The 26,402-nt window shown below is 39.6% G+C and carries 24 protein-coding genes; 12 read left to right on the top strand and 12 right to left on the bottom strand.

The window, feature by feature from the left end:
• The first annotated feature begins 51 nt into the window (after positions 1–51).
• The 3 genes from estB (at position 52) to PYV58_RS05215 (ending at position 3,472) form a co-directional block, all read left to right on the top strand.
• Positions 52–990 (top strand): esterase EstB, encoded by a 939-nt coding sequence (gene estB, locus PYV58_RS05225; RefSeq protein WP_004823254.1) that lies wholly within the window; start codon positions 52–54, stop codon positions 988–990.
• Between the two features lie 13 nt (positions 991–1,003).
• A complete protein-coding gene (gene oxyR, locus PYV58_RS05220; protein WP_004717396.1) occupies positions 1,004–1,909 on the top strand; it encodes a LysR family transcriptional regulator OxyR in 906 nt (301 codons plus the stop codon).
• 348 nt (positions 1,910–2,257) lie between these two features.
• Positions 2,258–3,472 (top strand): TCR/Tet family MFS transporter, encoded by a 1,215-nt coding sequence (locus PYV58_RS05215; protein WP_275059716.1) that lies wholly within the window; start codon positions 2,258–2,260, stop codon positions 3,470–3,472.
• 159 nt (positions 3,473–3,631) lie between these two features.
• Here PYV58_RS05215 and ppk1 read toward each other — a convergent pair whose 3' ends face one another.
• Both ppk1 and mtgA read right to left on the bottom strand, forming a co-directional pair.
• Positions 3,632–5,716 (bottom strand): polyphosphate kinase 1, encoded by a 2,085-nt coding sequence (gene ppk1, locus PYV58_RS05210; protein WP_004823258.1) that lies wholly within the window; start codon positions 5,714–5,716, stop codon positions 3,632–3,634.
• 131 nt (positions 5,717–5,847) lie between these two features.
• Positions 5,848–6,522, bottom strand: a complete 675-nt coding sequence (gene mtgA / locus PYV58_RS05205; RefSeq protein WP_004717400.1) for a monofunctional biosynthetic peptidoglycan transglycosylase — start codon at positions 6,520–6,522, stop codon at positions 5,848–5,850.
• A gap of 73 nt (positions 6,523–6,595) precedes the next feature.
• Between mtgA and PYV58_RS05200 the strand changes: the two genes are divergently transcribed.
• Positions 6,596–7,405, top strand: coding sequence for a rhomboid family intramembrane serine protease (locus tag PYV58_RS05200; protein WP_034610792.1), 810 nt, complete (start codon positions 6,596–6,598; stop codon positions 7,403–7,405).
• Positions 7,406–7,582: 177 nt separating this feature from the next.
• Here the strand turns inward: PYV58_RS05200 and PYV58_RS05195 are convergent, their stop codons facing one another.
• Together PYV58_RS05195 and PYV58_RS05190 are read right to left on the bottom strand one after the other, a co-directional pair.
• Entirely contained in the window at positions 7,583–10,177 is a 2,595-nt protein-coding gene (locus PYV58_RS05195; RefSeq protein WP_034610791.1) for an FtsX-like permease family protein, read from the bottom strand.
• A complete protein-coding gene (locus PYV58_RS05190; RefSeq protein WP_034610789.1) occupies positions 10,177–10,926 on the bottom strand; it encodes an ABC transporter ATP-binding protein in 750 nt (249 codons plus the stop codon). The genes PYV58_RS05195 and PYV58_RS05190 overlap by 1 nt, the downstream gene beginning before the upstream one ends.
• 48 nt (positions 10,927–10,974) lie before the next feature.
• Between PYV58_RS05190 and PYV58_RS05185 the strand changes: the two genes are divergently transcribed.
• Positions 10,975–11,586: an arylesterase gene (locus PYV58_RS05185; protein WP_085942776.1), complete on the top strand. Its 612-nt coding sequence runs from the start codon at positions 10,975–10,977 to the stop codon at positions 11,584–11,586.
• A gap of 32 nt (positions 11,587–11,618) precedes the next feature.
• Here the strand turns inward: PYV58_RS05185 and PYV58_RS05180 are convergent, their stop codons facing one another.
• On the bottom strand, positions 11,619–12,215 hold the full coding sequence (locus PYV58_RS05180) for a TetR/AcrR family transcriptional regulator (RefSeq protein WP_275059715.1): 597 nt from the start codon (positions 12,213–12,215) through the stop codon (positions 11,619–11,621).
• A gap of 152 nt (positions 12,216–12,367) precedes the next feature.
• On the opposite strand from PYV58_RS05180, the gene PYV58_RS05175 reads away from it, so the two are divergent.
• A complete protein-coding gene (locus PYV58_RS05175) occupies positions 12,368–13,573 on the top strand; it encodes an MFS transporter (RefSeq protein ID WP_034610881.1) in 1,206 nt (401 codons plus the stop codon).
• Positions 13,574–13,636: 63 nt separating this feature from the next.
• On the opposite strand, the gene thrH is transcribed toward PYV58_RS05175, so the two are convergent.
• On the bottom strand, positions 13,637–14,254 hold the full coding sequence (thrH, locus tag PYV58_RS05170) for a bifunctional phosphoserine phosphatase/homoserine phosphotransferase ThrH (RefSeq protein ID WP_004717409.1): 618 nt from the start codon (positions 14,252–14,254) through the stop codon (positions 13,637–13,639).
• A gap of 321 nt (positions 14,255–14,575) precedes the next feature.
• On the opposite strand from thrH, the gene PYV58_RS05165 reads away from it, so the two are divergent.
• Positions 14,576–15,310 carry a phosphoadenylyl-sulfate reductase gene (locus PYV58_RS05165; RefSeq protein ID WP_004717410.1) on the top strand — a complete coding sequence of 245 codons (735 nt, stop codon included), beginning with the start codon at positions 14,576–14,578 and terminating at the stop codon, positions 15,308–15,310.
• A 405-nt stretch (positions 15,311–15,715) separates the two neighbouring features.
• Positions 15,716–17,173 carry a wax ester/triacylglycerol synthase family O-acyltransferase gene (locus PYV58_RS05160; protein ID WP_034610781.1) on the top strand — a complete coding sequence of 486 codons (1,458 nt, stop codon included), beginning with the start codon at positions 15,716–15,718 and terminating at the stop codon, positions 17,171–17,173.
• 80 nt (positions 17,174–17,253) lie between these two features.
• On the opposite strand, the gene PYV58_RS05155 is transcribed toward PYV58_RS05160, so the two are convergent.
• From PYV58_RS05155 to PYV58_RS05130, 6 genes are all read right to left on the bottom strand, one after another.
• A complete protein-coding gene (locus tag PYV58_RS05155) occupies positions 17,254–17,427 on the bottom strand; it encodes a PA1571 family protein (RefSeq protein ID WP_004717412.1) in 174 nt (57 codons plus the stop codon).
• A 132-nt stretch (positions 17,428–17,559) separates the two neighbouring features.
• Complete coding sequence (rng, locus tag PYV58_RS05150; RefSeq protein ID WP_034610776.1) at positions 17,560–19,014, bottom strand: ribonuclease G; 1,455 nt, start codon at positions 19,012–19,014, stop codon at positions 17,560–17,562.
• Between the two features lie 51 nt (positions 19,015–19,065).
• Complete coding sequence (locus tag PYV58_RS05145; RefSeq protein ID WP_034610773.1) at positions 19,066–19,632, bottom strand: Maf family nucleotide pyrophosphatase; 567 nt, start codon at positions 19,630–19,632, stop codon at positions 19,066–19,068.
• Positions 19,620–20,117 carry a rod shape-determining protein MreD gene (mreD, locus tag PYV58_RS05140; RefSeq protein ID WP_004717415.1) on the bottom strand — a complete coding sequence of 166 codons (498 nt, stop codon included), beginning with the start codon at positions 20,115–20,117 and terminating at the stop codon, positions 19,620–19,622. Before mreD ends, PYV58_RS05145 begins: the two co-directional genes overlap by 13 nt.
• On the bottom strand, positions 20,104–20,961 hold the full coding sequence (gene mreC / locus PYV58_RS05135) for a rod shape-determining protein MreC (protein ID WP_004717416.1): 858 nt from the start codon (positions 20,959–20,961) through the stop codon (positions 20,104–20,106). The genes mreD and mreC overlap by 14 nt, the downstream gene beginning before the upstream one ends.
• 31 nt (positions 20,962–20,992) lie before the next feature.
• Positions 20,993–22,033 (bottom strand): rod shape-determining protein, encoded by a 1,041-nt coding sequence (locus PYV58_RS05130; protein WP_004717418.1) that lies wholly within the window; start codon positions 22,031–22,033, stop codon positions 20,993–20,995.
• A gap of 134 nt (positions 22,034–22,167) precedes the next feature.
• On the opposite strand from PYV58_RS05130, the gene gatC reads away from it, so the two are divergent.
• From gatC to PYV58_RS05110, 4 genes are all read left to right on the top strand, one after another.
• Positions 22,168–22,482, top strand: a complete 315-nt coding sequence (gene gatC, locus PYV58_RS05125) for an Asp-tRNA(Asn)/Glu-tRNA(Gln) amidotransferase subunit GatC (RefSeq protein ID WP_004717422.1) — start codon at positions 22,168–22,170, stop codon at positions 22,480–22,482.
• A 52-nt stretch (positions 22,483–22,534) separates the two neighbouring features.
• On the top strand, positions 22,535–24,013 hold the full coding sequence (gene gatA / locus PYV58_RS05120; RefSeq protein WP_034610768.1) for an Asp-tRNA(Asn)/Glu-tRNA(Gln) amidotransferase subunit GatA: 1,479 nt from the start codon (positions 22,535–22,537) through the stop codon (positions 24,011–24,013).
• Positions 24,013–25,494 carry an Asp-tRNA(Asn)/Glu-tRNA(Gln) amidotransferase subunit GatB gene (gene gatB, locus PYV58_RS05115; RefSeq protein ID WP_034610766.1) on the top strand — a complete coding sequence of 494 codons (1,482 nt, stop codon included), beginning with the start codon at positions 24,013–24,015 and terminating at the stop codon, positions 25,492–25,494. Before gatA ends, gatB begins: the two co-directional genes overlap by 1 nt.
• Before the next feature lie 374 nt (positions 25,495–25,868).
• Positions 25,869–26,339 carry a hypothetical protein gene (locus PYV58_RS05110; RefSeq protein WP_034610763.1) on the top strand — a complete coding sequence of 157 codons (471 nt, stop codon included), beginning with the start codon at positions 25,869–25,871 and terminating at the stop codon, positions 26,337–26,339.
• The last annotated feature ends 63 nt before the right edge of the window (positions 26,340–26,402 follow it).

The following is a 26,402-nucleotide window of genomic DNA, read 5'->3' as shown; positions in this document are numbered from 1 at the left end:
ATAGTAAGGATATTTTTTAATCAAAGAATATCCTTGCTTAGGAAAATAACAATGAATAGCGCACTTCAATTTCAAGTTTCACCTTATGCATCGTTCATGAATGAAACCAAAGTCGATTTAGGTAATGGTATTCAGCTTCATGTTGAAACTGGTGGAAATCCACAACACCCGACCATTCTGTTGATTATGGGTTTGGGTGCGCAAATGTTATTTTGGCCTGATTTTTTTTGTAAATCACTGATTGATCAAGGCTTTCATGTGATCCGCTTTGATAATCGTGATATTGGCTTATCTTCAAAAATTCGCCACCAAGGTCCACGTTTAAACTCTTATAAGCTGATGGGTCGCTTTGCTTTGGGCTTACCGAATGACGGCGCGCCTTATAACTTATTTGATATGGCGGATGATGTTGCATTATTGATTGATCGTTTAGGTATTGAAAAACCACATATTTTGGGTGCTTCAATGGGTGGTATGATTTCTCAAATTTTAGCTGCAAAATATCCTGAGAAAATTGATAAAGTCGGCTTACTCTTTACCAGTAATAATCAACCTTTGCTACCTCCACCATTTCCAAAACAACTCTTTAGTCTCATTGGTAAACCTGAATCACGTGATGAAGAAGGAATTGTGAATCATTCCTTGAAGGTTTTTCATATGATTGGTTCACCTGGTTATATCAACCAAGTTGAAGCAATTCAAACTGCACGTAAATTATATCGTCGTAGTTATCATCCAGCGGGTGTACTTCAACAGTTTTTAGCAATATTATGTACAGGTTCCTTACTTAAATTGGATAAGCAGATCAAAAAGCCAACTTTAGTGTTACATGGCTCTAAAGATCGGTTACTACCTCCAAGTCATGGTAAGGCTGTTGCTAAAGCAATTTCAGGCGCTAAATTTGAATTAATTGAGGGAATGGGGCATGATATCCCACCGCATTTTGTTCCTCAACTTAGCGGGTTATTTGCACATCATTTTAAATCATAAGCATTAGGACACTATGGCTGCATTACCATCCCTAAGACAGTTGTCATATTTAGTGACATTGTCTGAGACGCTGCACTTCACTGAAGCAGCGCGCCGTTCGTTTGTAACTCAATCTACTTTATCTGGTGGAATCATGGAGTTAGAACGTTTATTGGGTGGCGTACTCGTAGAACGTGATCGCCAAAACGTACGTTTAACTCCTCTAGGTGAGCAAGTTGTTGCCCGAGCCCGTGTTCTACTCGCCGATGCTCAGGACTTGATGCGGTTAAGTCGAGAAATGAGTGAACCGTTAACTGGTGATTTGCATTTAGGGATTATTCCAACCATCGCCCCTTTCATTTTGTCGCAGCTTTTGGAAGAAGTGCATAAACAACTTCCAAAAATTCAGTTGCATCTGCATGAAGCACAAAGTGAAAAAATTGTTGAAAAACTTGAGCATGGCAATCTAGATGTGATCATGCTGGCTTTACCATTCGACACACGTGGTTTGAAAGTTGCTGAAATTGCGAAAGAAGATTTATTCTTAGTCTGCAATAAAGCAGATCAAAATGCGATGAATGCAAGAAGCTTAGATGATTTAGATCTTTCTCATCTTATGCTCCTTGAAGAAGGTCATTGCCTACGTGATCATACCTTAAGTGTTTGCCCAATCGGTGAGCGTAAAAATGATCACCGTTTAAAAGCAAGCTCATTGCCAACTTTAGTGGAAATGGTCAGTTCAAACTTAGGCTATACACTGCTTCCTGAGATTGCAATTCATGCACATATGCTGAAAAACAATGATCAGATTGTGGTTAAACCTATTGAGAATGCACCATCACGCACTTTGGCTTTAGTTACACGTAAAAGTACACCACTACAAAGTGAATTTGATGTGTTGGTACAAATTCTTCAAAAAATCACGCCAAATTTACGTTAATTTTCCAATACTAAAAAGGAGTCATGATTGACTCCTTTTTTATTGAATATCTAAAAAGCCTATAGATCACATCAGCATAAGCAAAATTAAAACGATCTTGTTTTTACTGGATCAAGCATGATAATATTTGACCAATGCAAAAATAATCGCTTATTTTTGTATGTATTGTTACGATAAAAATCGCGAAAAATCGACCTATCCTCAGCTTGTTTTTTAAAAGCATGCATCCATCTCGTCGACACATATCCAATTCTTCGCATTGGTCAGCGTTCCACAGGGCTTGAATCTTTCAAGCATCGTTAACAGGTTTCCACAGTTTTCTGTGCCTGAATTTTCGATAGGACGCGTATGAACCGACCTTTATATATTATTTTTTCAACGATTGTCTTAGATGCAATTGGCATTGGCATCGTATTCCCTCTGCTTCCCTCACTACTGAAAGACCTGAGCCATCAGCATAATGTTGCCTTGTTAATGGGGGTTTTCCTAAGCCTGTATGCGCTTATGCAATTTATTTTCTCCCCGATCTTAGGTGCTTTGAGTGACCGTATCGGTCGAAGACCTGTTCTGCTGATTTCCCTTGCGGGTTCTGCAATCAACTATTTGTTTCTTGCTTGCTCACCCTCTCTTATCTTGCTGTTCATTGGACGGATCATTGCTGGAATAAGTAGTGCCAATATGCCCGTGGCTTCAGCCTATATCGTTGATACCACGTCAGAAGAAAATCGAGCAAAATACTTCGGTTTAATGAGTGCCATGTTTGGTATTGGATTTATTATCGGTCCTATACTCGGTGGATTATTGGGCGGGTATTGGTTACGGCTACCTTTTTTCGTTGCGGCAATTTTAACAAGCGTTAACTTGCTTATCGCATTCGGGCTACTCCCTGAATCCCGAAGCAACAATCCACTCCTAGTCCCCCCTCAAGCTTCTATTTCGCAACGTTCGAGTTTAAAAATAAATCCCTTGAAAAGTTTTGGTTTTATCCTTGCTCAAAAAGGTATATTACCGATTTTGCTGATATTTTTTCTGTTTAGGGCCTGCGGTGAAGCTTATGGTGTCTGCTGGGCACTTTGGGGACACGATACCTTTAAATGGAATACATTTTGGGTTGGTCTTTCTTTAGGCACTTTTGGTTTATGCCAAGTACTGGTTCAGTCATTTATACCGCAACATGCCGTCCGATATTTTGGTGAAAGAAATACCGTGCTGATCGGTCTGGCATGTATATGTATGGCATTAATCATCATGGCTTTTACCCAACACGCTTGGATCATTTTTGCAATCATGCCGATCTTTGCCCTAGGAAGTATCGGCACTCCTGCACTACAAGCTGTTGTTTCACAAAAAATCCCAGCTGCACAGCAAGGACAGTTTCAAGGTGTTATCGCCTCAACCATTAGTATGGCCTCGATTATTGCCCCATTGTTATTCTCTACACTTTACTTTCATTTCCAAACACGATGGACTGGCGCTATATGGTTGGTTGTCGCGATGATTTATTTAATTGCATTACCTGCAATTTTATCAAGTTTAAAACCACAACAGCTTAAGTCATCCTAGTATTTAAGAACGTCAATGCTTTATTAGAAGCGTTAGTTTCTGATTTAAAAACTTAAATCTATAGCAACCAAGTCATTCAATTTCATTAAAATCCGATTGATTGATACAAAAAAGCCCGATTAATTTTAATCGGGCTTAAGACAATCAAATTATCTTGGCTTAACCATTTACAAAGTGCTCAAGCAAAGTTTGTTGTGCATTGTAAATTGCCTCGCCTTCTTTAGGTTGCACACGAGTCCAAGTCCCATCGCCTTGCAACAGCCAAGCGCGGATATTGTCTTTTAAGTAGTTGACTAAACCTTGCTGGTAAATACGTTTTTTTAATGCTGGATCTTCAATCGGGAAGCACACTTCTACACGATTAAATAAATTACGATCCATCCAGTCTGCACTTGAACAGTAAATACGTGGATTGCCATTATTTCCGAAATAATAAACACGGGTATGTTCTAAGAAACGCCCAACAATTGAACGTACTCGAATATTTTCAGACAGGTTTGGCAACCCAGGACGTAAACAGCAAATTGAACGAATAATCAGATCAATTTGTACCCCTGCTTGCGAAGCTTCATATAATTTATTGATCAATTGAACTTCAGTTAACGCGTTAACTTTAACAATAATTTGTGCAGGCTTGCCCGCTTTGGCATTGGCAATTTCATCATCAATAAAAGCAATTAACTGAGCATGTAGCGTAAACGGCGCATGTAACAGTTTTTTCAACTTCGCCATTTTCCCCATACCGGTCAATTCTTGGAAAATACGGTGTACATCTTCGCAAAGCTCTTTATCTGTAGTGAGCAGTCCATAATCGGTATAGATACGTGCATTCGTTGCATGGTAGTTACCCGTACCCAAATGCACATAGCGTACTAACTTATTATTCTCACGGCGTACCACCAAGATCATTTTGGCATGGGTTTTATAGCCCACGATGCCATAAACCACAACAGCGCCTGCTTCTTGTAATACATTGGCAACGGCGATATTCGATTCTTCATCAAAACGCGCCCGTAACTCAATCACAGCGGTGACTTCTTTACCATTACGTGCCGCTTCTGCAAGTACCTGAACAATTTCAGAGTCAGCACCACTACGATATAAGGTTTGTTTGATCGCTAGCACTTGGGGATCACGTGCAGCTTCACGCAACAAGTTAATAACTGGTGCAAATGATTCAAATGGATGATGTAAAAGAATGTCTTGTTTTTGCATTGCTGAAAAAATATTTTCAGACTTTTTCAATACTTTTGGAATCGCAGGCACATGCGAGTCATAACGCATATGTGGACGTTTAAAATTTGACACAAGGCGTGCCAGATTTACCGGCCCATCCACTTTATAAAGTTGTTCTTGTTCTAGATCAAATTCTTCAAGCAAATATTCATAAATATGTTTTGGACAGTTTTCTGTCACTTCTAAACGTACTGCTCGACCAAAACGACGTGAACTCAACTCACCTTTCAATGCTTTGGCTAAGTCTTCTACATCTTCATTCAGTGCCAAATCTGCATTACGTGTAACACGGAACTGATAACAACCTGTAGCTGTCATCCCTGGGAACAAATCCGATACATGCTCATGAATAATCGCAGACAACATCACAAAATGTTCTTTGCCGCCTGTAAGCTCATCAGGTAAACGCACTACACGCGGAAGCGAACGTGGTGCTGGTACAACTGCTAAATCAATTTGTCGACCAAATGCGTCTTTCCCTTCTAGAGTCACAATAAAGTTTAAGCTTTTATTGACCAATCGTGGGAATGGATGTGCAGGATCAAGGCTAATCGGAGTAAGCACTGGTGCAACTTGTTCTTGGAAATATTTTTTAATCCACACAGATTGTGCAGGCGTTAACTCGCCACGACGTAAAAAGCAAATGTCTTCTTCACGTAACTTAGGAAAAATTTCCTCATTGAGGATACGGTACTGACGCTCAATCGCTTCATGTGCAGTTTTAGAGATTTGGTCTAAAACTTGTTTTGGCGTCAAGCCATCTGGTGAACGACTTTCATTCCCTAAAGTTAATTGCTCCATCATTCCTGCAACACGGATTTCAAAAAATTCATCCATATTACGAGAAAAGATCAATAAGAAATTCATACGTTCAAGCAAGGGATGTAAAGGATCAACAGCTTGCTCTAAAACACGTAAATGGAAATCTAAAATTGAAAGCTCACGATTTATATATCGTTCATTATAAGAATATTCTGTAGGCGTTGTTGTCGTCACTGCGGTATTCATGCAATAAACCTGCATCAAAAAAAATGTCTTAATTCTAGTATGCTTCAAATTTGTGACAATTTCATAAAAAAAGCATCGCTTCATAAAAAAAGCACATCAATTTGTGCTTTTTTAAATTCATTTATTTAGCGTCAATCTGGAATACGGGTATAACGCATATACTTCAAAACCAAACGCTTACGGTATTGAAGCTTAGAATCATCACGATTTTTTTGATAATACTTCGGATTGGTTAAAATCACTGCTAAAAATGCGGCCTGCTCACGACTTAAACTTGCCGCGCTCTTAGAAAAGTAATGTTGTGATGCAGCTTCAACACCATAGATATGATCTCCAAATTCAACAGAGTTCATATAGACTTCTAAAATGCGCTGTTTCGTCCACATCCGCTCCATCATGGTGGTGGCAATCGCTTCCTGACCTTTGCGAATAAATGAGCGACGATTATAGAAGAATAAATTTTTAGCCAATTGTTGAGAGATCGTTGAACCACCGGCGACTACTTTGTCTTTTTTAAGATTACGTTGTAGTGCATTTTCAATACCATCCCAGTCGAAACCATGATGATCGAGAAATTTGGCATCTTCGGCTGCGACAATTGCATGTTTAAAGTTATCACTGATCTTGTCATAGTCGCGCCATTGATGTTGAATCGGCTCAAAATCAGACAAATATGTCCAACGCATAAACATGGTGGTTTCTACATCATGAGTACGCCAATAAATTAAACTTGAGAAAATCCATAGCTGAATCATGATCAAAATACTGACCACAATTAACAAAGCACGAACAATAAAAGCTTTCATGTCAGCCGCTTACTCCGAAAATTCTGACGTTTCATGTTAAGCTGAATCTATCTATAAAAAGCTAAGCAATAGCATGTCTAAATATCAAGATCTTTCAACTTATAGCCAACCCAATTCTATTGGTAAAATAACCTTATTGCTGATTGCCATCAATGTCGGTTTATTTGCCATCCAAGTCTTATCAGGTGTCAACATTACTGACCCGACAACGTTGGACGCGTTGCGTTGGGGTGCTGATTATGCACCTTTAACCTTCTTAGAGGAACCATATCGCTTATTCAGCAGTATGTTTTTTCACTTTGGTATCCTGCATCTAATGATGAATATGTGGGCACTGTATATTTTTGGTGATGTTGCTGAAAAAACTTTAGGAAAGTTTTATTTCCTTGGACTTTATATCCTTGCTGGACTCATGGGAAGTTTATTAAGTGGTTATTTGGATATTCGAAATAGCTACGAACTGCTGCAAAATTTTGATCAAAAACTCTTTCCTCATGTATCTGCAGGTGCATCGGGTGCTGTAATGGGACTTGGTGGTGCACTGACACTCCTGTCGTTGTTCCCACCTACCCCGAATCAAAGATTCATTTTAGATAAAAGATCACTTTTAACCGTACTTGCGATCAACTTAGCTTTTGGCTTTTTAGCCTCTGGAATTAACAATGCTGCCCATATCGGTGGGATGTTAATGGGTGCGATTATGGCTTTGGCTTGGTATGCAACACAACGTGCCAAAATGGGTAAAGCTGCCAATATTATCATTGTGATTTTAGGGATTGCAGCAACCTATGGCGTTTATCTCTATTGCCAGCATCTCGTTGGACCACTTAGCCCACTTTGGCAACAAGCCATTGCACAAATGCGTGAGCAATTAAACTTTTAATCTCTAAAATAGCTTGTCTATGCCGTAATAAAACATTGCAGAGTACACTCAATTCAAGAAGCATAAAAAATGGCGGCCTATAGGTCGCCATTTTTTAATTTACTGTCTTCACTGGGCAGTCTTTTAAAGACTCAACTGAAATTAAACAGCCAGATAAAACCACTTAAACAAAGCGGTTTAATTCAACTCTCGTAGACTTTGCAATGGTGGAATTTCAGATAAATAGCTCAATCGGTAACGCCCAATCAATGCACACAACACTGCCATCGAAATTGGTAAAATCAACCAAATTTCCCAATGTAATTGCATCACCATTTCCATACGATAACTGGCAACGGCACTAATCACCTCCGCAAAGAAACAGGAAACGATTCCCGCCAATAATCCAATAAAACCGATTTCAAAACTCATCATATTTTTTAACTGACGCTTTGAACTACCAAAAGAACGTAACAATGCCACTTCTTTTTTACGCTCATCCATCAGCAAATTGATACAGGCAATCAGTACCAAAAAGCCAGATAAACTCACCAATACTGCCAAAACCGTAATGATTTTAACCAACACAGAAACCAAGTTTTTAATTTCATCAAAAATTAAAGTGACGTCAATAAAGACCGTATTGGAAAATTGCTGAATCAGATTAACCATCTTAATTTTTTCACTCGGCGGCACATAAAAGCTCCCTAAATAGCTACCTGCGTTTTCATCTAACGTCTTTGGGGTAAAAATAAAGAAAAAATTTGGGCTAAAGCTTTGCCATTCCACTGTACGCAAATTCACAACTTGCGCGTTCAAATTTCCTTCAGGCAAACTAAAGGTTAAACGATCACCAATTTTAATACCCAATTCTTCAGCCAGTTTGGCCTCTACAGACACCTGCCCAATTTGAGTCAATTGAGCCTCTCCAGCAACAATGATATTGTCTTGTGGATAATGATCTGCTTGGGTGAGATTTAACTCACGACGTAAAGAATTATTGGTTTTCACCAATTGGGCAGGAAAAGCTTGACCATTTTTTGCCAATAAGCGCCCTTTTACATTGGGATATAACGGTGTGCTTTTCCAGTGTTGCTGTGCCAATTGTTGTTTAAAAGCCTCCAGTTCAAATGGTGGTAGACCATAAATAAACTGGTTAGGCGTCCCCTCAGGCAATTGTTGCTGCCAACGCTCTAATAAATCAGTTCTCAATACAGCAAGTACCGTGATCAGACTTAAACCCAATGCCAAAGCGGTAATTTGTAAAGCGGTTTGCGAAGGGGTTCGGATATAGGCTGAGAGCCTATTTTTCATTGATTTTAAAGTCTTTAAAATCATCCAAACCACTGCATATAACAAACCTGTTAACACAATGACTGCACCCATCACCAACGCAGTAAGTATCAGATTTTCGGTCAAGACCAAACTAAAAATAATTAAGCTCACTAAACCTGTAGCCATCATCCACAACATTGAACGTGCCGACTTTTCTTGTTGGCGTATCACCCGAATAGGCGGTGTATTTAACAGTTGCCACAAGCTCGGTAAAATAAATCCAATCAATACAATTGCACTGGTAAAAATTGCAATAGGTAAAGGACCAACCAGCATCTGCAACATTGAAAATTGCAACTCTAGGTTCGGAATCATCTGCAACATCAATTGCAATAATGAATAACCTAAAATCAGTCCTAAAATACTGCCAATGACAATGGCGATTAAAATAACAACGCTCAGCAACCCGAGATAGGTTTGAAAAATCTGCCGTTTCGTTGCACCCATGCAACGCATCAGCGCAATATGATCTTGGTTCTGCTGTACATAACGCTGACTGGTTAAAGCGATGGCTAAACCACATAAAAGAATCGTCAGAATATTGGCCAATTGTAAGAAAGTATCGAGGTTTTCAATTGGTTTAAGTAAGCGTGAATTGCCCTCATCTGCATTACGTAGTCTTAAATTACTTTGTGCATCTAATTCATTATCCGCATTTTGTTGATCTTGTATGGATTGATCTGTTTGTGAGTGTGTTGCTGGCTGATTTTCAGTCAATGTATTGGCACTTGATGCACTTAAAGCTGAATCTGCATCCGAATTTTGTGCAATCTTTGGATTCACATTTTGCTTTTCTTGCGCTTTAAAAGTCTTAAAAAATTGCTGATATGTTGCAATCGACTCCGCATCCCCTGCCATCAACAAACGATATTCAATTCGACTTCCAACTTGAATTGCACCCGTTTTTGCAACATCTGCTTGAGAGATAATCACGGTTGGCGAAAAGGCAGAAAAGCCTAATTCTTGATTTGAATCATGTTCAATGATACCAGTAACTTTAAACTGACCATTGGCAATTTGAACGCTATCGCCTAGGTTTAATTTTAATAATTCTTGTGCGCGTTTGCTTAACCAAACCCCACCACTTTGTAAGGCTTGTTTTGGCGCAATCCTTAATTCACCACGTAAGGGAAATGCTGTGTCAATGGCTTTCACATTGACCATAACAAACTGATCCTGCGTAGAGGCCATTGAACCAAAAATGGTGACATGGGACTGTTTTAATTTTAAATCATTAGCCTGTTTGATCCATTGTTGGTCAATCGGATCTGTATCACTAAGCTGTAAATCTGCAGCTTGCATTTTGGCAGCTTGTAAGGTCACTGCCTGTTTGACTTGATCATTACTAAACTTTAATGCGGTGGTCGCACTAATGGCTAAACTTAATGCAATAATCAGCAGATATATGCCTGAACTGGCAAAACTTTGCCTAAATAAGGGTTTAAACAAGGTCAACATTACACCACCTCATTCGATTGAGGAGTCTGCACATGTTCAATCAATTGACCATCTTTTAATTCATAATGACGTTGGCATTGTGCGGCCAATTGCGAATCGTGAGTGACAAGCACTAAAGTTGTACCGAGCTCTTTATTTAAATCAAACAAGAGTTGTTCAATTTCAAATGCAGTATGTTCATCTAAATTGCCTGTAGGTTCGTCGGCAAAAATAATTTTGGGGTCAGAAATTAAAGCTCGTGCAATGGCAACCCGTTGTTGCTCCCCACCAGACAATACTTTCGGGGTTTGCTGGCTTTGTCGTTCTAAACCGACTTTGGCCAATAAGCTTAAGGATTTTTGTTCTGCGTGTGCATAGTTAAAATTCTTCTGTAAACGTAATGGTAACATCACATTTTCTAAGGCAGAGAGATGTGGGAGCAACTGGAAAGATTGAAATACAAAACCAATATATTGAAGCCGAATCAACGCACGTTGTTCTTCGTTTAAATGCTCAATCGCTTCACCACAAACACTGAGTTGACCTGCACTGGCTTGATCGAGAGTAGCAAGGATGCCCAATAAAGTTGATTTTCCTGAACCAGAACGTCCAGTAATCGCGACCTGTTCACCTGTATAAATATTAAGATTTAGATTTTCAAAAATTGTAAGCGTTTGATGAGGTAATTCTATCTTTTGTGTAAGTTGCTGTGCAGAAATTATCACTTGTGGCATGATGGGAGAAGTTGAATCATCCTGAACCTTAGACATCATAAAGTACCTTATATGCAAATCAAAAAATTGTTAAATTTGAAAATGATGAAAAATCTAATTCATTGTTTATTTTTTAGCATAATCTGTCTGTTGCCCGTTAGTAGTTTTGCAAAAACGATCATGATTTTAGGTGATAGCTTAAGTGCGGGTTATGGTATTAGCCCTCAACAAGGCTGGGTTTTCTTGCTACAGCAACGTTTAAACCAACAATTTCCCAAACAACATAATGTGGTCAATGCCAGTGTAAGTGGTGAAACCACCAGTGGTGCCTTGGCGCGTTTTCCAAAACTATTACAAAGCCATAAACCTGATATTGTGGTGATTGAGTTGGGTGGCAATGATGGTCTACGCGGTCAACCGCCACAAATGATTCAAAAAAATCTTGCGCAATTAATTCAACAAAGCCAAAAAAGCCAAGCCACGGTCATTTTATTGGGAATGAAAATTCCACCAAATTATGGTGCAGCTTATAGCCAAGCTTTTGAGAAAAATTACCAAACCCTAAGCCAACAATACAAAGTAAAAATGCATCCGTTTTTTATGAATGGAATTGCAGGCAATAAAAGTTTGATGCAAAAAGACTTGATCCATCCCAATGCAACTGCACAGAAAATTCTACTCGATAATGTCTATCCGTTGATTCGAGGCGCGCTTTAAGTTTTTCTCAAAGCCGAAATGATTGCACCTGTTTACGACTCAAAATCGGATGTCGTGTTTTTTAAGACATCCGCAAAATTAAACAAACGCGCTAATAAGTGGTGAATATAGTCCAAACTCGATTCTTGTTCGGTAAATAGAATCCGATGCAACATGGGTGCAATCACAATTTCAATAATCAGTTGATTGTCGATGCTTGTTTCATTTCTTTGCTGGGCACGTTGCTGAATAATGTCTAACTGTTGAATCAAAAAGTCATAACACTTACCAGAGGTCGGCGAATCATTTTCCGCCACAATATCGCTTAAGATTGTACGCCCAACGGGTGAGGCATATTCCTCAAAATATTGCTCCATCCATGCATATAAGTCTTGTTTAAAACTCCCAAGATCCGCAGGCACATTGTCTGGATGTAAAATATTAAAGGCAACATCCGCAAGCAGTTGAGATAAATCTCCCCAACGTCGATAGATCGTAGAGGGGGTGACTCCTGCATATTCAGCAATCATCGGAATCGTCAAATCTGCCACAGCAACATTGTGCTGTAATGTTTGCACAGCATTATGAACTGCAGCTTGTATTCGTGCACTGCGCCCACCGGGACGCAAACCTGTAATCACTTTCGTCATCAGTAAATCACTACAAATCTATAAATGAAAATCTATCAATGGGTTAATGCTTGAAGAACAGCTTTAATCAAAAATCATCTTAGCTAAACCTTTGTGTTTAATCCAAAATACGGTATAAAAGCTAATTAATAGCTTTTATGTACATGTTGATTATGCGCAACCCTAATTTTAATCGTCAAGTGACTTCCTATAAATTAAGCCATAATGCTGCACTGTACACACATACTTTTACCCTAATGGCCTTTTTGGCAGCCTCAAGCGCACCAACACCGTTATATCGCTTGTATCAACAACACTTCCATTTTTCTCCTGTTTTATTAACGCTTATTTTTGCCACCTATGCATTTGCATTGCTATTAACCTTATTGGTGGCAGGATCATTGTCTGATTATATTGGACGTAAGCCGGTTATTTTTGTGGCTTTGATTTTAGAAATTCTGTCCATGGGCTTTTTCTTGTTTGCATCCAATATCGAAATGCTGTTTATCGCACGAGGTTTGCAAGGTATTGCCACGGCTTTAGCCGCATCTACGTTTGGAGCAGCTTTGCTTGATCTGAGTAAAACACAGGGTTCTTTAATTAATAGTATTTCTCCAATGCTTGGTATGGCTGCGGGTATGCTGATGACCTGTATTGTTTTAGAGTTTTCGACTGTTCCATTGACACTTATTTTTGAAATACTCATCTTTCTTTTTGTATCTACCACATTTATCGCCATTTTTAGCCCTGAAACCGCAACTAAACGTGTGGGTGCTTTGGCATCATTAAAACCGCAACTGACTGTTCCAGTACAAACCCGAAAAGCACTCTTAATTGTAAGTCCAATTAATATCTCGTTATGGATGGTTAGTGGGTTCTTCCTCTCGTTAATGCCTTCATTGCTGGCTCAAGCTTTCCATGTGCAATCGGCATGGTTGAATGGCATGATGTTTATTACTCTATCAGTTTCAGGGGCTGTTGGGATTTTAACTTTGCGCAATGCACACACATTTAAAATTTTAATCACTGCTGCGATTACAATTGTCTCGGGCTCAAGTGTTATTTTGCTTGGCATTCATCTGGTGCAACCAATCTTATTGTTTATTGGTGCTGTAGTAACAGGGGTTGGCTTTGGTACAGGTTTTATGGGTGCAATTCGTGCTGTTATGCCCTTAGCTTTACCTGAACAACGTGCAGGTTTAATGGCCGCATTTTTTGTTGAAAGCTATTTGGCCTTTAGTATACCTGCGATTATTGCTGGATACTTTGTCAATAAAGTAGGTTTAATTTTTACTGCAGATGTCTATATTTGTATGATTATCTTATTAGCCAGCTTGGCGTTTGTTTTTGCGTTTAAAAATAAACAGAACATTCATTAAAGCGTGTTAAAAATCAAAGCAAAACAAAAGGCGCATTGAGCGCCTTTGGGTTTAAATCTTAGATTAAGCTGGAATATCACGAATAGATGCTTTACGAATTGCTTCTTTCAGTGCGTCATAACCATGAATTGGCGGGAACTGTGGAAATTCACGAATCACATTTTCAGGCGCGTCAAATAAGAAACCATGATCAGCTTCACCCAACATGGTTGTATCGTTATACGAATCGCCTGCTGCGATTACACGGTAATTTAGACCATGTAAGGCTTTTACAGCTTCACGTTTTTGATCAGGTTGGCGCAATTTATACGCAGTGATCATACCATTTTCATCAGTTTCTAATTTATGACAGAAAATTGTTGGCCAACCTAACTGTTGCATCAACGGATGTGCAAACTCATAAAATGTATCTGAAAGAATAATCAACTGAAAATGGGTACGTAACCATTCTACAAACTCTTTTGCACCCGGAAATGGCCCCATGTCTGCAATCACAGCTTGAATGTCATTTAAGCCTAGACCATGCTGTTTAAGAATATTTAAGCGTTGAGTCATCAACACATCGTAGTCAGGGATATCACGAGTTGTTGCTTCTAATTCTTTGATTCCTGTTTTTTTAGCAAAATTGATCCAGATTTCTGGTACCAATACACCCTCAAGATCAAGACATACGATTTCCATGGGTTCTCCCAAATGTCAGTTAAAAATTTTGGGCTTATCATAGCACTAAAGTTTAAAAAGAATGCTGAAAGTTTTTACAGCAAACCCATTTCATTTGGTTATACATAAGACTTGTCAATATTTACAAATCTGTTTTATTCATAAGCATTTTAATTAATCTGCTAAGTAGCATATTTCATTTACTTTAAAATATCTGGATCGTCAAAAGCAGCAATTCACATAAGTTGAATTGCGCTAATTTTTGCCAAAATGCTTAAATTCAAATATCTTTTGAACATGTTTACGAAAATTGTAGCTTCAAGCTAACTGCCAGGAGCAGATATGACCGCCATTCCAACCATAGATCTTGTGGACGCACTTGCGACTGAGTATGCCGACAAATCACCTTCTGAAATTTTAGAACTTGCGCTTTCTCAGCAAGGTGAAATTGCAATTTCATTTTCTGGCGCAGAAGATGTTGTTCTTATCGATATGGCACACAATTTAGGTAAACCATTTCGTGTTTTTAGTTTAGATACAGGGCGTTTACACCCTGAAACCTATCAATTTCTTGAAACCGTACGTAAGCACTATGGGATTAAAATTGAGATTTGCTTTCCAGAAGCCGATGCCGTTCAACAGTTGGTCAATGAAAAAGGTTTATTTAGCTTCTATCAAGATGACCATAAAGAATGCTGTGGTATCCGAAAAGTTCAGCCACTACGTAAAAAATTAGCCACTTTAGATGGTTGGATTACAGGACAACGCAAAGATCAAAGTCCAGGCACACGTACGGAAATCCCCGTCATTCAAGCGGATAGCGGTTTTTCTGGTGAAGGCAAACAACTGATTAAATACAACCCATTAGCCAATTGGTCAAGTGCGGATGTATGGAACTATATTCGTATGATGGAGATTCCTTATAATCCATTACATGAAAAAGGCTTTATCTCAATTGGCTGCGAACCATGTACCCGTCCAGTATTGCCAAATCAACATGAACGCGAAGGTCGATGGTGGTGGGAAGAAGCAACACATAAAGAATGTGGCTTACACGCAGGCAATTTAAAAAAGTAATATCAGGAAAACTCATTAAAACTCATGAATTTTTATTAACTTAACGTTCATCGAAATGCTTGGATTTTACGCTTAGAAAAGTTTTATACTAAGGTTTGTTGATATTTCATCTATAGCTTGTGTTATAGGCTAAAGTTGAGTAGGCAAAGGCATGAAAAAATAGTGAGACTATTTTCAGGTTTCATCACTCAAACTGAGAAATTTTAGCTATACCCAGAATGCCAACAAAGCGCTGCATTGTTGGCAACACAAAATGTAACGATGTACCTGATGTTTTCCAACATCACATCGTTGTAAACATGGACGAATGATCAACAGACCCAAGTTACACGGTTCTATAATTCTAACAATTCACCAGCTCATAAAAGAGTTGTTGTAGAAATTGCAGTGAGGCAATCCAAGACTATGCGCCCATTACACCCTATTGATTTTATTTTTTTAAATTTAGAAAAACGTCAACAACCCATGCATGTTGGTGGGTTATTCTTATTTGAAATACCAGAACATGCGCCTTCTACCTTCATTCAAGATCTTGTTGCAGATATTCGTAATTCAAAATCTATTCCTGTTCCACCCTTTAACAACCGCTTAAGTGGCATGTTTTGGGATGAAGACGAAGAGTTTGATATCGACCATCATTTCCGTCATATCGCATTACCTCATCCGGGACGTATCCGTGAATTATTGGTTTATATTTCACAAGAACACAGTTCGTTGATTGACCGAGCAAAGCCGCTTTGGACCTGTCATATTATTGAAGGGATTGAAGGCAATCGCTTTGCTATGTATTTTAAAATCCATCATGCCATGATTGATGGTGTGGCTGGTATGCGTCTGGTGGAAAAATCATTTTCAAAAGATGCTGACTCCAAAACCATTATTCCGCCTTGGTGTGTCGAAGGTAAACGAGCAAAACGTTTAAAAGAAACCAAACTGGATAAAGCTAAAAAAATATTCTCTGCCTTAAAAGGGCAAGTTGAAGCAGCACCTAAAGTGACTCAAGAGCTGTTCCAAACTGTATTTAAAGAAATGGGGAAAAACCCCGATTATGTTTCAAGCTTTCAAGCCCCGAGTAGTTTATTTAACCAACGAGTAAGTTCATCACGTCGTTTCGCTGCTCAGTCTTTTGAACTTGATCGTTTTAGAGATATTTCCAAAGCCCTTGGTGTTACGATTAATGATGTGGTACTTGCGGTGTGTGCAGGTGCATTACGTGATTATTTAATCACACAAGAAGCTTTACCGAAAAAACCGCTGATTGCGATGGTTCCTGCCTCATTACGTGATGATGACTCAGATATGAGTAATCGTATCACCATGATTTTGGCAAATTTAGGTACACATAAAGAAAGTCCTTTAGAGCGTTTAGACATCATTAAACGCAGTGTACAAAATGCAAAAAATCGTTTTAAACGTATGAGCTCTGATCAAATCTTAAATTATAGTGCTTTCGTTTTTGGTGCGGCAGGTGTGAATATTGCATCAGGACTTATGCCAAAACGTCAGGCGTTTAACGTAATCATTTCCAATGTACCTGGACCACGTGAACCTTTGTATTGGAATGGCGCTAAATTAGATGCTCTCTACCCTGTTTCTATTGTTTTGGATGGTCAGGCACTCAATATCACCATGACCAGTTATTTAGATAAATTAGAAGTCGGTTTAACGGGTTGCCGTAAATCTCTACCTAAATTGCAGAATCTTCTCACGCATTTGGAAAATGAAATCCAAAAGTTTGAGCAAATTATTGCAGAGAAAAATGCACTAGAACTCGCCGATAAAAAGCCAAACGCTCAAGCCAAGACAAAAATGGATACTCAAGATGTAGCGAAGGAATCTGTTGCAGCACGAAAGTTAGTATAGGATTTTATAATTGATTTTAGTGTTGCTTGAGAGATAAAAACATAAATTGATTCAAAAATTAAGGGGCTAATATATGCCCCTTAATCTTTAACATTACGACACTTATTTAACAGTTGATGACAGACATTAACCACCATGTCTTTGGTGATTTTCACTTCTTGACCATTGTCATCTAACATAACACATGTATTTTTAGGCTGGCTTTCCAACACATGCTTGATACTACGACTGATTAATTGTTCACTTACACTCATTTTATGACCTCACTTGCTAAGACTGTGAAAGGGAGAAAGTCTTTGGCTACCTTTGTAATCTAGTATTGTGAAATCAGTTGAAAAAGTAAAATTTCAGATGTAACAACTGTTTAACGACATCCTGTTACAATTTCAACTCAAAATGATATCGTATTGCTCTTGCGTGTATAAATTTTCGACTTGGAATTTAATCACGCGATTAATAAAATGCTCTAAATCCGCGACAGCTGGGGCTTCCGCAGTTAATAGGCGATCAATCACCGATGGATGACCGATAACAGTAAAGCCACTCTTAGACTCATAAGCACGGGTATATCTTAAGATTTCTCGAAAAATTTCGTAACATACTGTCTCTGCTGTTTTCACAAATCCGCGCCCTTGACAGGTCGGACATGATTCACACAACAAATGCTCTAATGATTCACGCGTACGTTTACGTGTCATTTCAACTAAGCCAAGTTCAGAGACTTGGGTAATCTTGGTTTTTGCATGGTCACGTTCCAGCATTTTATCAAACTGGTTCATGACCTCTTCACGATGTACAGCTTCCTGCATATCAATGAAGTCAATAATGATAATGCCACCCAAATTACGTAAGCGTAATTGGCGCGCAATCACCTGTGTCGCTTCCATATTGGTTTTAAACACAGTGTCTTCTAGCGTACGGCCACCGACATACGAACCTGTATTGATATCAATTGTGGTCATCGCTTCAGTCTGGTCGATCATCAGATAACCACCTGACTTCAAAGCTACACGGGTTTGTAATGCTTTTTGGATATCTTCTTCGACATTGTACAAATCAAAAAGTGGACGCTCACCAGGATAATGCTGCAAGCGGCTTTCCATACTCGGTACAAATTCACAAACGAACTCTTGCAACTTGGCATATATTTCTCGTGAATCGACATAAATCGTTGCCGTATCATCATTGGCTAAATCACGAATAACACGTTGTGGTAAAGGAAGCTCTTCAAAAATCAACGAAGGAACTGCAATAATTTTTTGTTTTTTCTGAATAAATTCCCAAAGCTTGGCTAAATATGCCATATCTTGAGCAATTGAAGCCTCTTCAATTCCTTCAGCGGCTGTACGTACAATCACTGAACCCGGCAACTTATGCTCGCTTTGAATTCTTTCAATCATCGAGCGTAAACGGTCACGTTCTTCTTCAGACTCAATCCGTTGCGATACACCAATATGACTGCCATATGGCATCAAGACAAGATAACGAGATGGGATAGAAAGATCGGTACTGAGTCGCGCACCTTTGGTGCCCAACATGTCTTTCATCACTTGAACCGTCAGAATTTGACCAGGTTGTAATAACTCAAAGACATTTGGCGTAGGTTGATTACGCGGCCAAATCATATCATTGATGTGTAAGAATGCAGTACGAGATAACCCGATATCGACAAAGGCTGCTTGCATCCCTGGAAGTACACGGACAACTTTTCCTTTATAAATATTCCCGACTAACCCGCGTTTAACAGTTCGTTCAACAAACAGTTCGTTGACCGTACCATTTTGAATTAGCGCCACACGACATTCCATAGGTGTGACGTTAATCAATAACTCGTCAGACATAACTAAACTCAAAACATTATAAAAATTCTTTTCAGCAGTTAATTTAGTGCCTCAACTGCGCTGATCTATACGATCAAGTAACTGTATGGTTTCATGCAACGGTAGCCCAACCACATTGCTATAACTACCCTTTATACCTGTCACATACTTTGCCGCAATGCCTTGAATTGCATATGCGCCAGCTTTCCCCAAAGGTTCACCTGTAGCCCAATATTCTTCCATATCATTCAGACTGAATTGTTGGAACTCAACTTCCGTGCGAACCACGACACTCAATAATTGATGTGCATTTGCAACACAAACACCTGTCAACACTTCATGTTTTTGACCTGACAATAATGTCCATATTTCAAAAGCATGCTGCTTAGATGTTGGTTTCCCAATAATTTGATTGGCAAAAACCAAGCTTGTATCTGCTGCAATAACAGTGCTTTGTGGATGCAACGCCAATACCACTTTGGCTTTGCTTTCAGCCAAACGTTGTACATACTGCTCAATCTGTTCATGTTCCAAGACAGATTCATCAATATCTGGGCTGTGGATGCTAAAATCCAAGCCCACTTGTAAAAGCAGCTCTTTACGCCTTGGTGAGCCTGAGGCCAGAATTAAATGCGCCATCTTCTTAATAAATAATAAAGAACTGGCCAGCAAAAAATACTCGAAACCAATGTTTGCCAATGACGGGTAATCGAAAAATGCGTACCTGCCATCACTTGTGCCATAAAGGTAAAGACCAAATGCGCAAGAATTGCAAACATACTAATAATCCAAAGATTACTAAATGTCAGTACACGTCTTTCTCGAATAAAATAGCGAGTTAAAAATGCAATCAACACATAGCTCAATGCATTCATCCCCAAAGGTGCATCTAACAATAAGTCAGTAAATAGCCCCATGGTAAATGCAAACCAAATTCCACACCATGTAGGCTGACACAGCACCCAAAATAGCATGATTAAAAACATATACAGTGGCCGCCATCCTGCTAATGCATAGGACATCGGATAAACCACTAAAATTGAACCAATAATAATTGAGACAACAATAATCCATAATGGATCTTTACGTTGCTTTTCAGAAGGTAATTTCTTAGCGATCAACATTTGGCTGCTCCATCGCTAAAGAATCAGAGAAAAGTACCACAACATGATGACCACCTGCTAATTGTGCAGCGGGAACCACATCAATTTGCGCAAACTCACCCGTGTTATGACGCATAACTTTAGATACAGAACCGACCAAATAGCCTGCTGGGAAATGTTGCCCCAAACCTGAACTATAAACTTTATCACCCACTTTGATATTGGCACTTGTTGGAACATATTCCATTTTCAAATGTCCTAAATCACCAGTTCCCGTCACGATGGCGCGCATACCTGAGCTTTCTAAACGTACAGATAAAGAATGTTCTTTATCGGAAAGCAACATGACACGGCTACTATGTGGATAGACGTTGATGATTTGCCCCATGATACCTTTATCATCTAAAACGGTTTGCCCGACTTTTAAATGATTAGCTTCACCACGGTTAATGATAATGATATGGCGCAATGGGTCAGCATCGGTTCCAATCACTTCTGCAATTTCCATACGCCCATCGATAATCAATGGTGTATCGAGCAAACCACGTAAACGGGTATTTTCAGCAGAAAGTTCAGAGAGTTTTTGCAGACGTACTTGAGCCTGAAGCAATTCAGCTTGCATCGCAGTATTTTCACGACGTAACTGAGCCTCAGATTTAGTTTGTTGATTTAGCCATTCTTTCGACAATACAGGATAGCTTGCTAAGGCATAAATTGGATTATATGCCGCATACAAGACATCTCTTGCAGGTTGAATCACTTGTGGCATGCGCCAGTTAAAAAACAGCACTACCAAACAAGTGATGACCGCAATGATGAACGAGCGAAAAGATGGCGGTTGTCTTGAAAAGAGATTCGGTTGCACCGCCTCATCCTTAAACTTAATCGAGTATAGTTTAGCCTACAAAAAGCATATCATGGTTTGGATTGTCAAAGAATTCTAAGACTTTACCGCCACCACGCGTTACACAAGTTAAAGGATCTTCTGCTACAACAACAGGTAAACCTGTTTCTTGGGCAAGCAACTTATCGAGGTTACGCAGTAATGCACCACCACCTGTCAACACAATACCACGCTCTGCGATATCAGAAGATAACTCAGGTGGAGTTTGCTCAAGTGCTGATTTCACAGCAGAAACAATACTTTGTAATGGATCAGAAATCGCTTGGGTAATTTCATCTGAAGTTACCGTAATAGCACGCGGTACACCTTCAGCAAGGTTACGACCACGAACTTCAATTTCTAAAGTTGTGCCGTCAGCAACAGCCATACCCACTTCTTTTTTGATAGTTTCAGCTGTTGTTTCACCAATTACACAACCATGTGCTTTACGTACATAGTTAATAATTTGTTCATCAAAAACATCACCGCCAATACGTAAAGAATCTGCGTACACACAACCTTGTAAGGAAATGATGGCAATTTCAGTTGTACCACCACCCACATCTACGACCATAGAACCACACGCTTGCTCAACAGGCATACCCGCCCCAATCGCAGCAGCCATAGGCTCTTCAATCAAACGTACATCACGTGCACCTGCGTTAAACACAGCTTCACGAATCGCACGGCGTTCTACCAATGTTGATTTACATGGTACGCATACCACTACACGAGGTGCAGGTGGAAATAAACGTTTTTCATGCACTTTACCAATAAATTGATTTAACATGGTTTCAGTAACTTCGAAATCTGCAATAACACCATCTTTCATCGGACGGATTGCAGAAATATTGGCTGGGGTACGACCAAGCATTTGCTTAGCATCTAAACCCACAGCTGCAACAATTTTCTGCGAACCACTGTGACGAATCGCCACAACTGTCGGTTCGTTTAATATAATGCCCCTTCCTGGTGCATAAATAAGTGTATTTGCAGTACCTAAATCAATGGCGAGATCTGGCGAAAACAAGCCAATTAGTCGTTTTAGAATCACGGGTCGTTCTCAGTTTAAACTTTATATGGACGCAAGATGGCAACTTTAACTAAATGTGATGATTTGAACAAGTCAATCGCTTATTATAACGCACGATATTTTGAATTTTTTTAAAACTGATTAGGTGAGACATCATGTCAAGTTCAGATGTTCAGCATTCTGCAGAATTAAATGCACAAACTGTATCACAAATCGCCAATCTTGCTCGATTGTCGCTGAATGATACGCAATCTGCTGAATATGCTCAAAGTTTAAATAAAATCTTAGGGATGATGGAGACCTTAAAAGCGATCAATACCGATGGTGTTGAGCCACTTAAGAGCCCATTTGATAATCCGCAACCACTTCGTCCAGATGTCGTGACTGAAGCGAACCATCGTGAAGAATATCAAGCCATTGCTCCTGCAACTCAGGATGGTTTGTACCTCGTTCCGAGAGTGATTGAATAATATTTGATCAAATGAACTTATTTTAAAAAATTAATCGTAAAGAATTGTACTCATGACTGATTTACACCGTTTATCGATTCGTGAAATGACAGAAGGCTTAAAATCTGCCCAATTTTCATCTCGTGAATTGACTCAGCATTATTTGGACCGTATTGCGAAAATTGATGATCGTGTCAAATCGTATGTAACGGTCACTCCCGAACAAGCATTGGCTCAAGCTGATGCTGCTGACAACTTACTAAAATCTGGAACTGCTGGCATATTGACTGGTGTTCCACTGGCGCATAAAGATATTTTCTGTACCCAAGGGATTAAAACCACTGCGGGTTCAAAAATGCTGGACAACTTCATTTCACCTTATGATGCAACTGTGGTGGCGAAAGCCAAAGCAGCTGGCCTAGTGACTTTAGGTAAAGTGAACATGGATGAATTCGCAATGGGTTCAACCTCTGAGAGCTCATTCTACGGCGCGACTAAAAACCCATGGAACTTAGAACATGTTCCTGGTGGCTCTTCTGGTGGTTCTGCGGCTGTTGTTGCAGCTGATCTTGCCCCGCTTGCAACAGGTACCGACACAGGTGGTTCAATTCGCCAGCCTGCTTCTTTCTGTGGCTTAACCGGTCTTAAACCGACCTATGGCCGTGTCTCTCGTTTCGGGATGATTGCATTTGCATCATCACTGGATCAAGGTGGACCAATGGCACGTTCTGCTGAAGACTGTGCTTTTTTGATGAACACCATTGCTGGACATGATCTCAAAGATTCAACGTCAATCAACAAAGAAGTAGATGACTATGTTGCAAACTTAAATGCAACAGCAGTGAAAGGTTTACGTATTGGTATTCCAAAACAATACTTCAATGTTCAAGGTCTCGATGCAGAAGTTAAGGCACGTGTTGAAGAATCTTTGAAAAAATTACAAGACATGGGCGCGATATTGGTTGAGATTGACCTCAACATGACTGAAGCCTATGTACCAACTTATTATTTGATCGCGCCTGCGGAAGCGTCTTCTAACTTGTCACGTTATGACGGTGTTCGCTATGGCTACCGTTGTGAAAACCCAACGGATATTTTAGATCTCTATAAACGCTCTCGTTCAGAAGCGTTTGGTGCAGAAGTACAACGTCGTATCTTGATTGGAACTTATGCGCTTTCTGCTGGTTATTACGATGCTTACTACGTGAAAGCACAAAAAGTTCGTCGTTTAATCCAACAAGATTTCTTAAAAGCTTTTGAGAATGTCGATGTGATTGCAGCACCATCTGCACCTACGACAGCATACAAAATCGGTGCGAACTTGAGTCCAACCGAAATGTATTTAGGCGATATCTATACACTTGCGGTGAACTTGGCGGGCTTACCAGCCATTAACGCACCTGTTGGTTTTGATACGAATAATCTCCCAGTAGGTTTACAGTTAATTGGTAACTATTGGTCAGAATCACAATTGCTTTCAATTGTGCATCAATATCAACAAAATACAGATTGGCATACTAAACGTGCGGCTATTGCTGAGGAGAATGCATAATGACTGAAGCTCAAAAGTTAGCACCATCCGTGTCAAAGCTAATTGACGGTTGGGAAGTCGTTATTGGTATTGAGATTCACACTCAACTTGCAACTCAGTCTAAAATCTTTTCAGGTTCATCAACTGAATTTGGTCAAGACCCGAATACTCAAGCCAGCCTTGTTGATTTAGCAATGCCGGGTGTACTTCCTGTGCTAAACCAAGAAGTGGTTGATCTTGCAATTCGTTTTGGTTTGGGGATTGATGCCTATATCGACCAAGCCTCTGTATTTGCGCGTAAGAACTACTTTTACCCAGACTCGCCAAAAGGCTACCAGATCAGCCAGATGGACAATCCTATCGTTGGGCTAGGTCATATCGATATCCAGCTTGAAGATGGCACAGTGAAGCGTATAGGCGTGACTCGTGCGCATTTGGAAGAAGATGCAGGTAAATCGATTCACGATCAATTCGAAGGCATGTCTGGCATCGACTTAAACCGCGCTGGCACCCCTTTACTTGAAATCGTGTCTGAACCTGATATGCGTTCAGTTGAAGAAGCTGTTGCTTATATCAAATCGATTCACACTTTGGTGCGTTGGTTAGGGATTTCTGACGGTAACATGGCTGAAGGTTCATTCCGTGCTGACTGTAACGTATCGTTACGTCGTCCGGGGCAACCATTTGGTACCCGTTGTGAGTTAAAAAACCTCAACTCATTCCGTTTTATCGAACAAGCCATCAATGTTGAAATTCAACGTCAAATGGACATCTTGGAAGATGGCGGTCGTATTGATCAAGAAACCCGTTTGTTCGATCCGAACAAAATGGAAACACGTTCAATGCGTTCTAAGGAAGAGGCCAACGATTACCGTTACTTCCCTGACCCTGACTTGCTTCCAGTGATCATTGCAAATGAGCAAATTGAAGCTGCTCGTGCTGCACTTCCAGAGTTACCTAAAGCACGTCGTGCGCGTTTTATCGCTGACTTTGCTGTAACTGAATATGATGCACATGTACTGACTCTATCTCGTGAATTGGCTGATTTCTATGAAGCGGTTGTTACGGCTTCTGGCGGCACGGCTCAAGGTAAAGTGGCTGCAAACTGGGTGATGGGTGAATTCTCAGGTGCTTTAAATAAAGCCAGCCTTGAACTTCAAGACTCTCCTGTTTCAGCAGAACAACTGGGCGGGATGATCGCACGTATTGTTGACAACACGATTAGCGGTAAGATTGCTAAGCAAGTGTTTGGCTTTATGTGGGAAGAAGGCAAAACTGCAGATGACATCATTGCTGAAAAAGGCTTGAAACAGGAAACTGATACAGGTGCCATTGAAGCCATCATCAAAGAAGTGCTTGCTGCCAATGAGAAGATGGTTGAAGAGTATAAATCTGGTAAAGAGAAAGCATTCAACGGTCTAGTTGGTCAAGTAATGAAGGCCTCTCGTGGTAAAGCCAACCCTGCTCAAGTCAATGAATTGATGAAGAAATTGATTGGTTAAGCTGATTTAATTTTAAAAGAAAACCCGCATTAGAGCGGGTTTTCTTTGTTTAAAGCGTTGGTATGTTTAGCTTTTTAAAAATTTGGTTATATTCAAATCTATTATTTTCTTTCAAAATTTTTTATCTGGGAAAGCGCCCTCACCCCAGCCCTCTCCCGGAGGGAGAGGGAGCGTCATCTGATTTTAATCATATTATTAATCTCATACTTTTTACGAGATAAGAAGCATAACGAGTCAAAGAGGCAAAGAGGCAAAGAGGCATTTTATCTTCACTATTACTTTTTTATTTTCCAGAAACAGTTACACTTTCAAAAGAAATCTTTGCTGTTATTACTTTAAAAACATTAATCTACCGCGCAAAATTCAAGGTCAAAATGAAAATATCTATTCTAACTCTCTCAACACTTGTCCTTTTCACAACTACAACTTTTGCAGAAACGAAAGTTAATGTTCCGTCAAAAGAAGCCAGCTTGATTTTTAAAGCAGCAGGTTTTGCAAAAACAAAGCATGGTTGGGAAGGAAAATGCGAAACAGGTGAAATTACTGTATATCGGGATTTAAATAAAGATGGTCTAAATGATGCTGTTATTTCAGACTACAGCAGTATGTGTTATGGCAATACAGGTGTGGGATACCACCTTATTGCACAACAAAAAAATGGGAAATGGAAAACTATTTTTGAAAACGCGGGTATACCGACCTTTCTAAAAAGCACAGGCAAAGATGGTTGGCCTGATATTGAAAATGGAGGTCCAGGTTTATGTTTTGCGGTGTATCGTTGGGATGGTAAAAGTTATGAGCTAAATCGCTATGAGTATCAGGGTAAAGCCTGCTCATTAAATTAAGCCAACCTTACTTTAAGCCAAAGCATTAAAAAAATATTGATTGGTTAAGCTGATTTTATTTTA

This window comes from Acinetobacter sp. TAC-1, from assembly GCF_029025845.1.
Classification (GTDB): Bacteria; Pseudomonadota; Gammaproteobacteria; order Pseudomonadales; family Moraxellaceae; genus Acinetobacter; species Acinetobacter guillouiae.
Note: the sequence above shows the minus strand (reverse complement) of the source record. Positions and strands in the feature narration are given on the sequence as shown.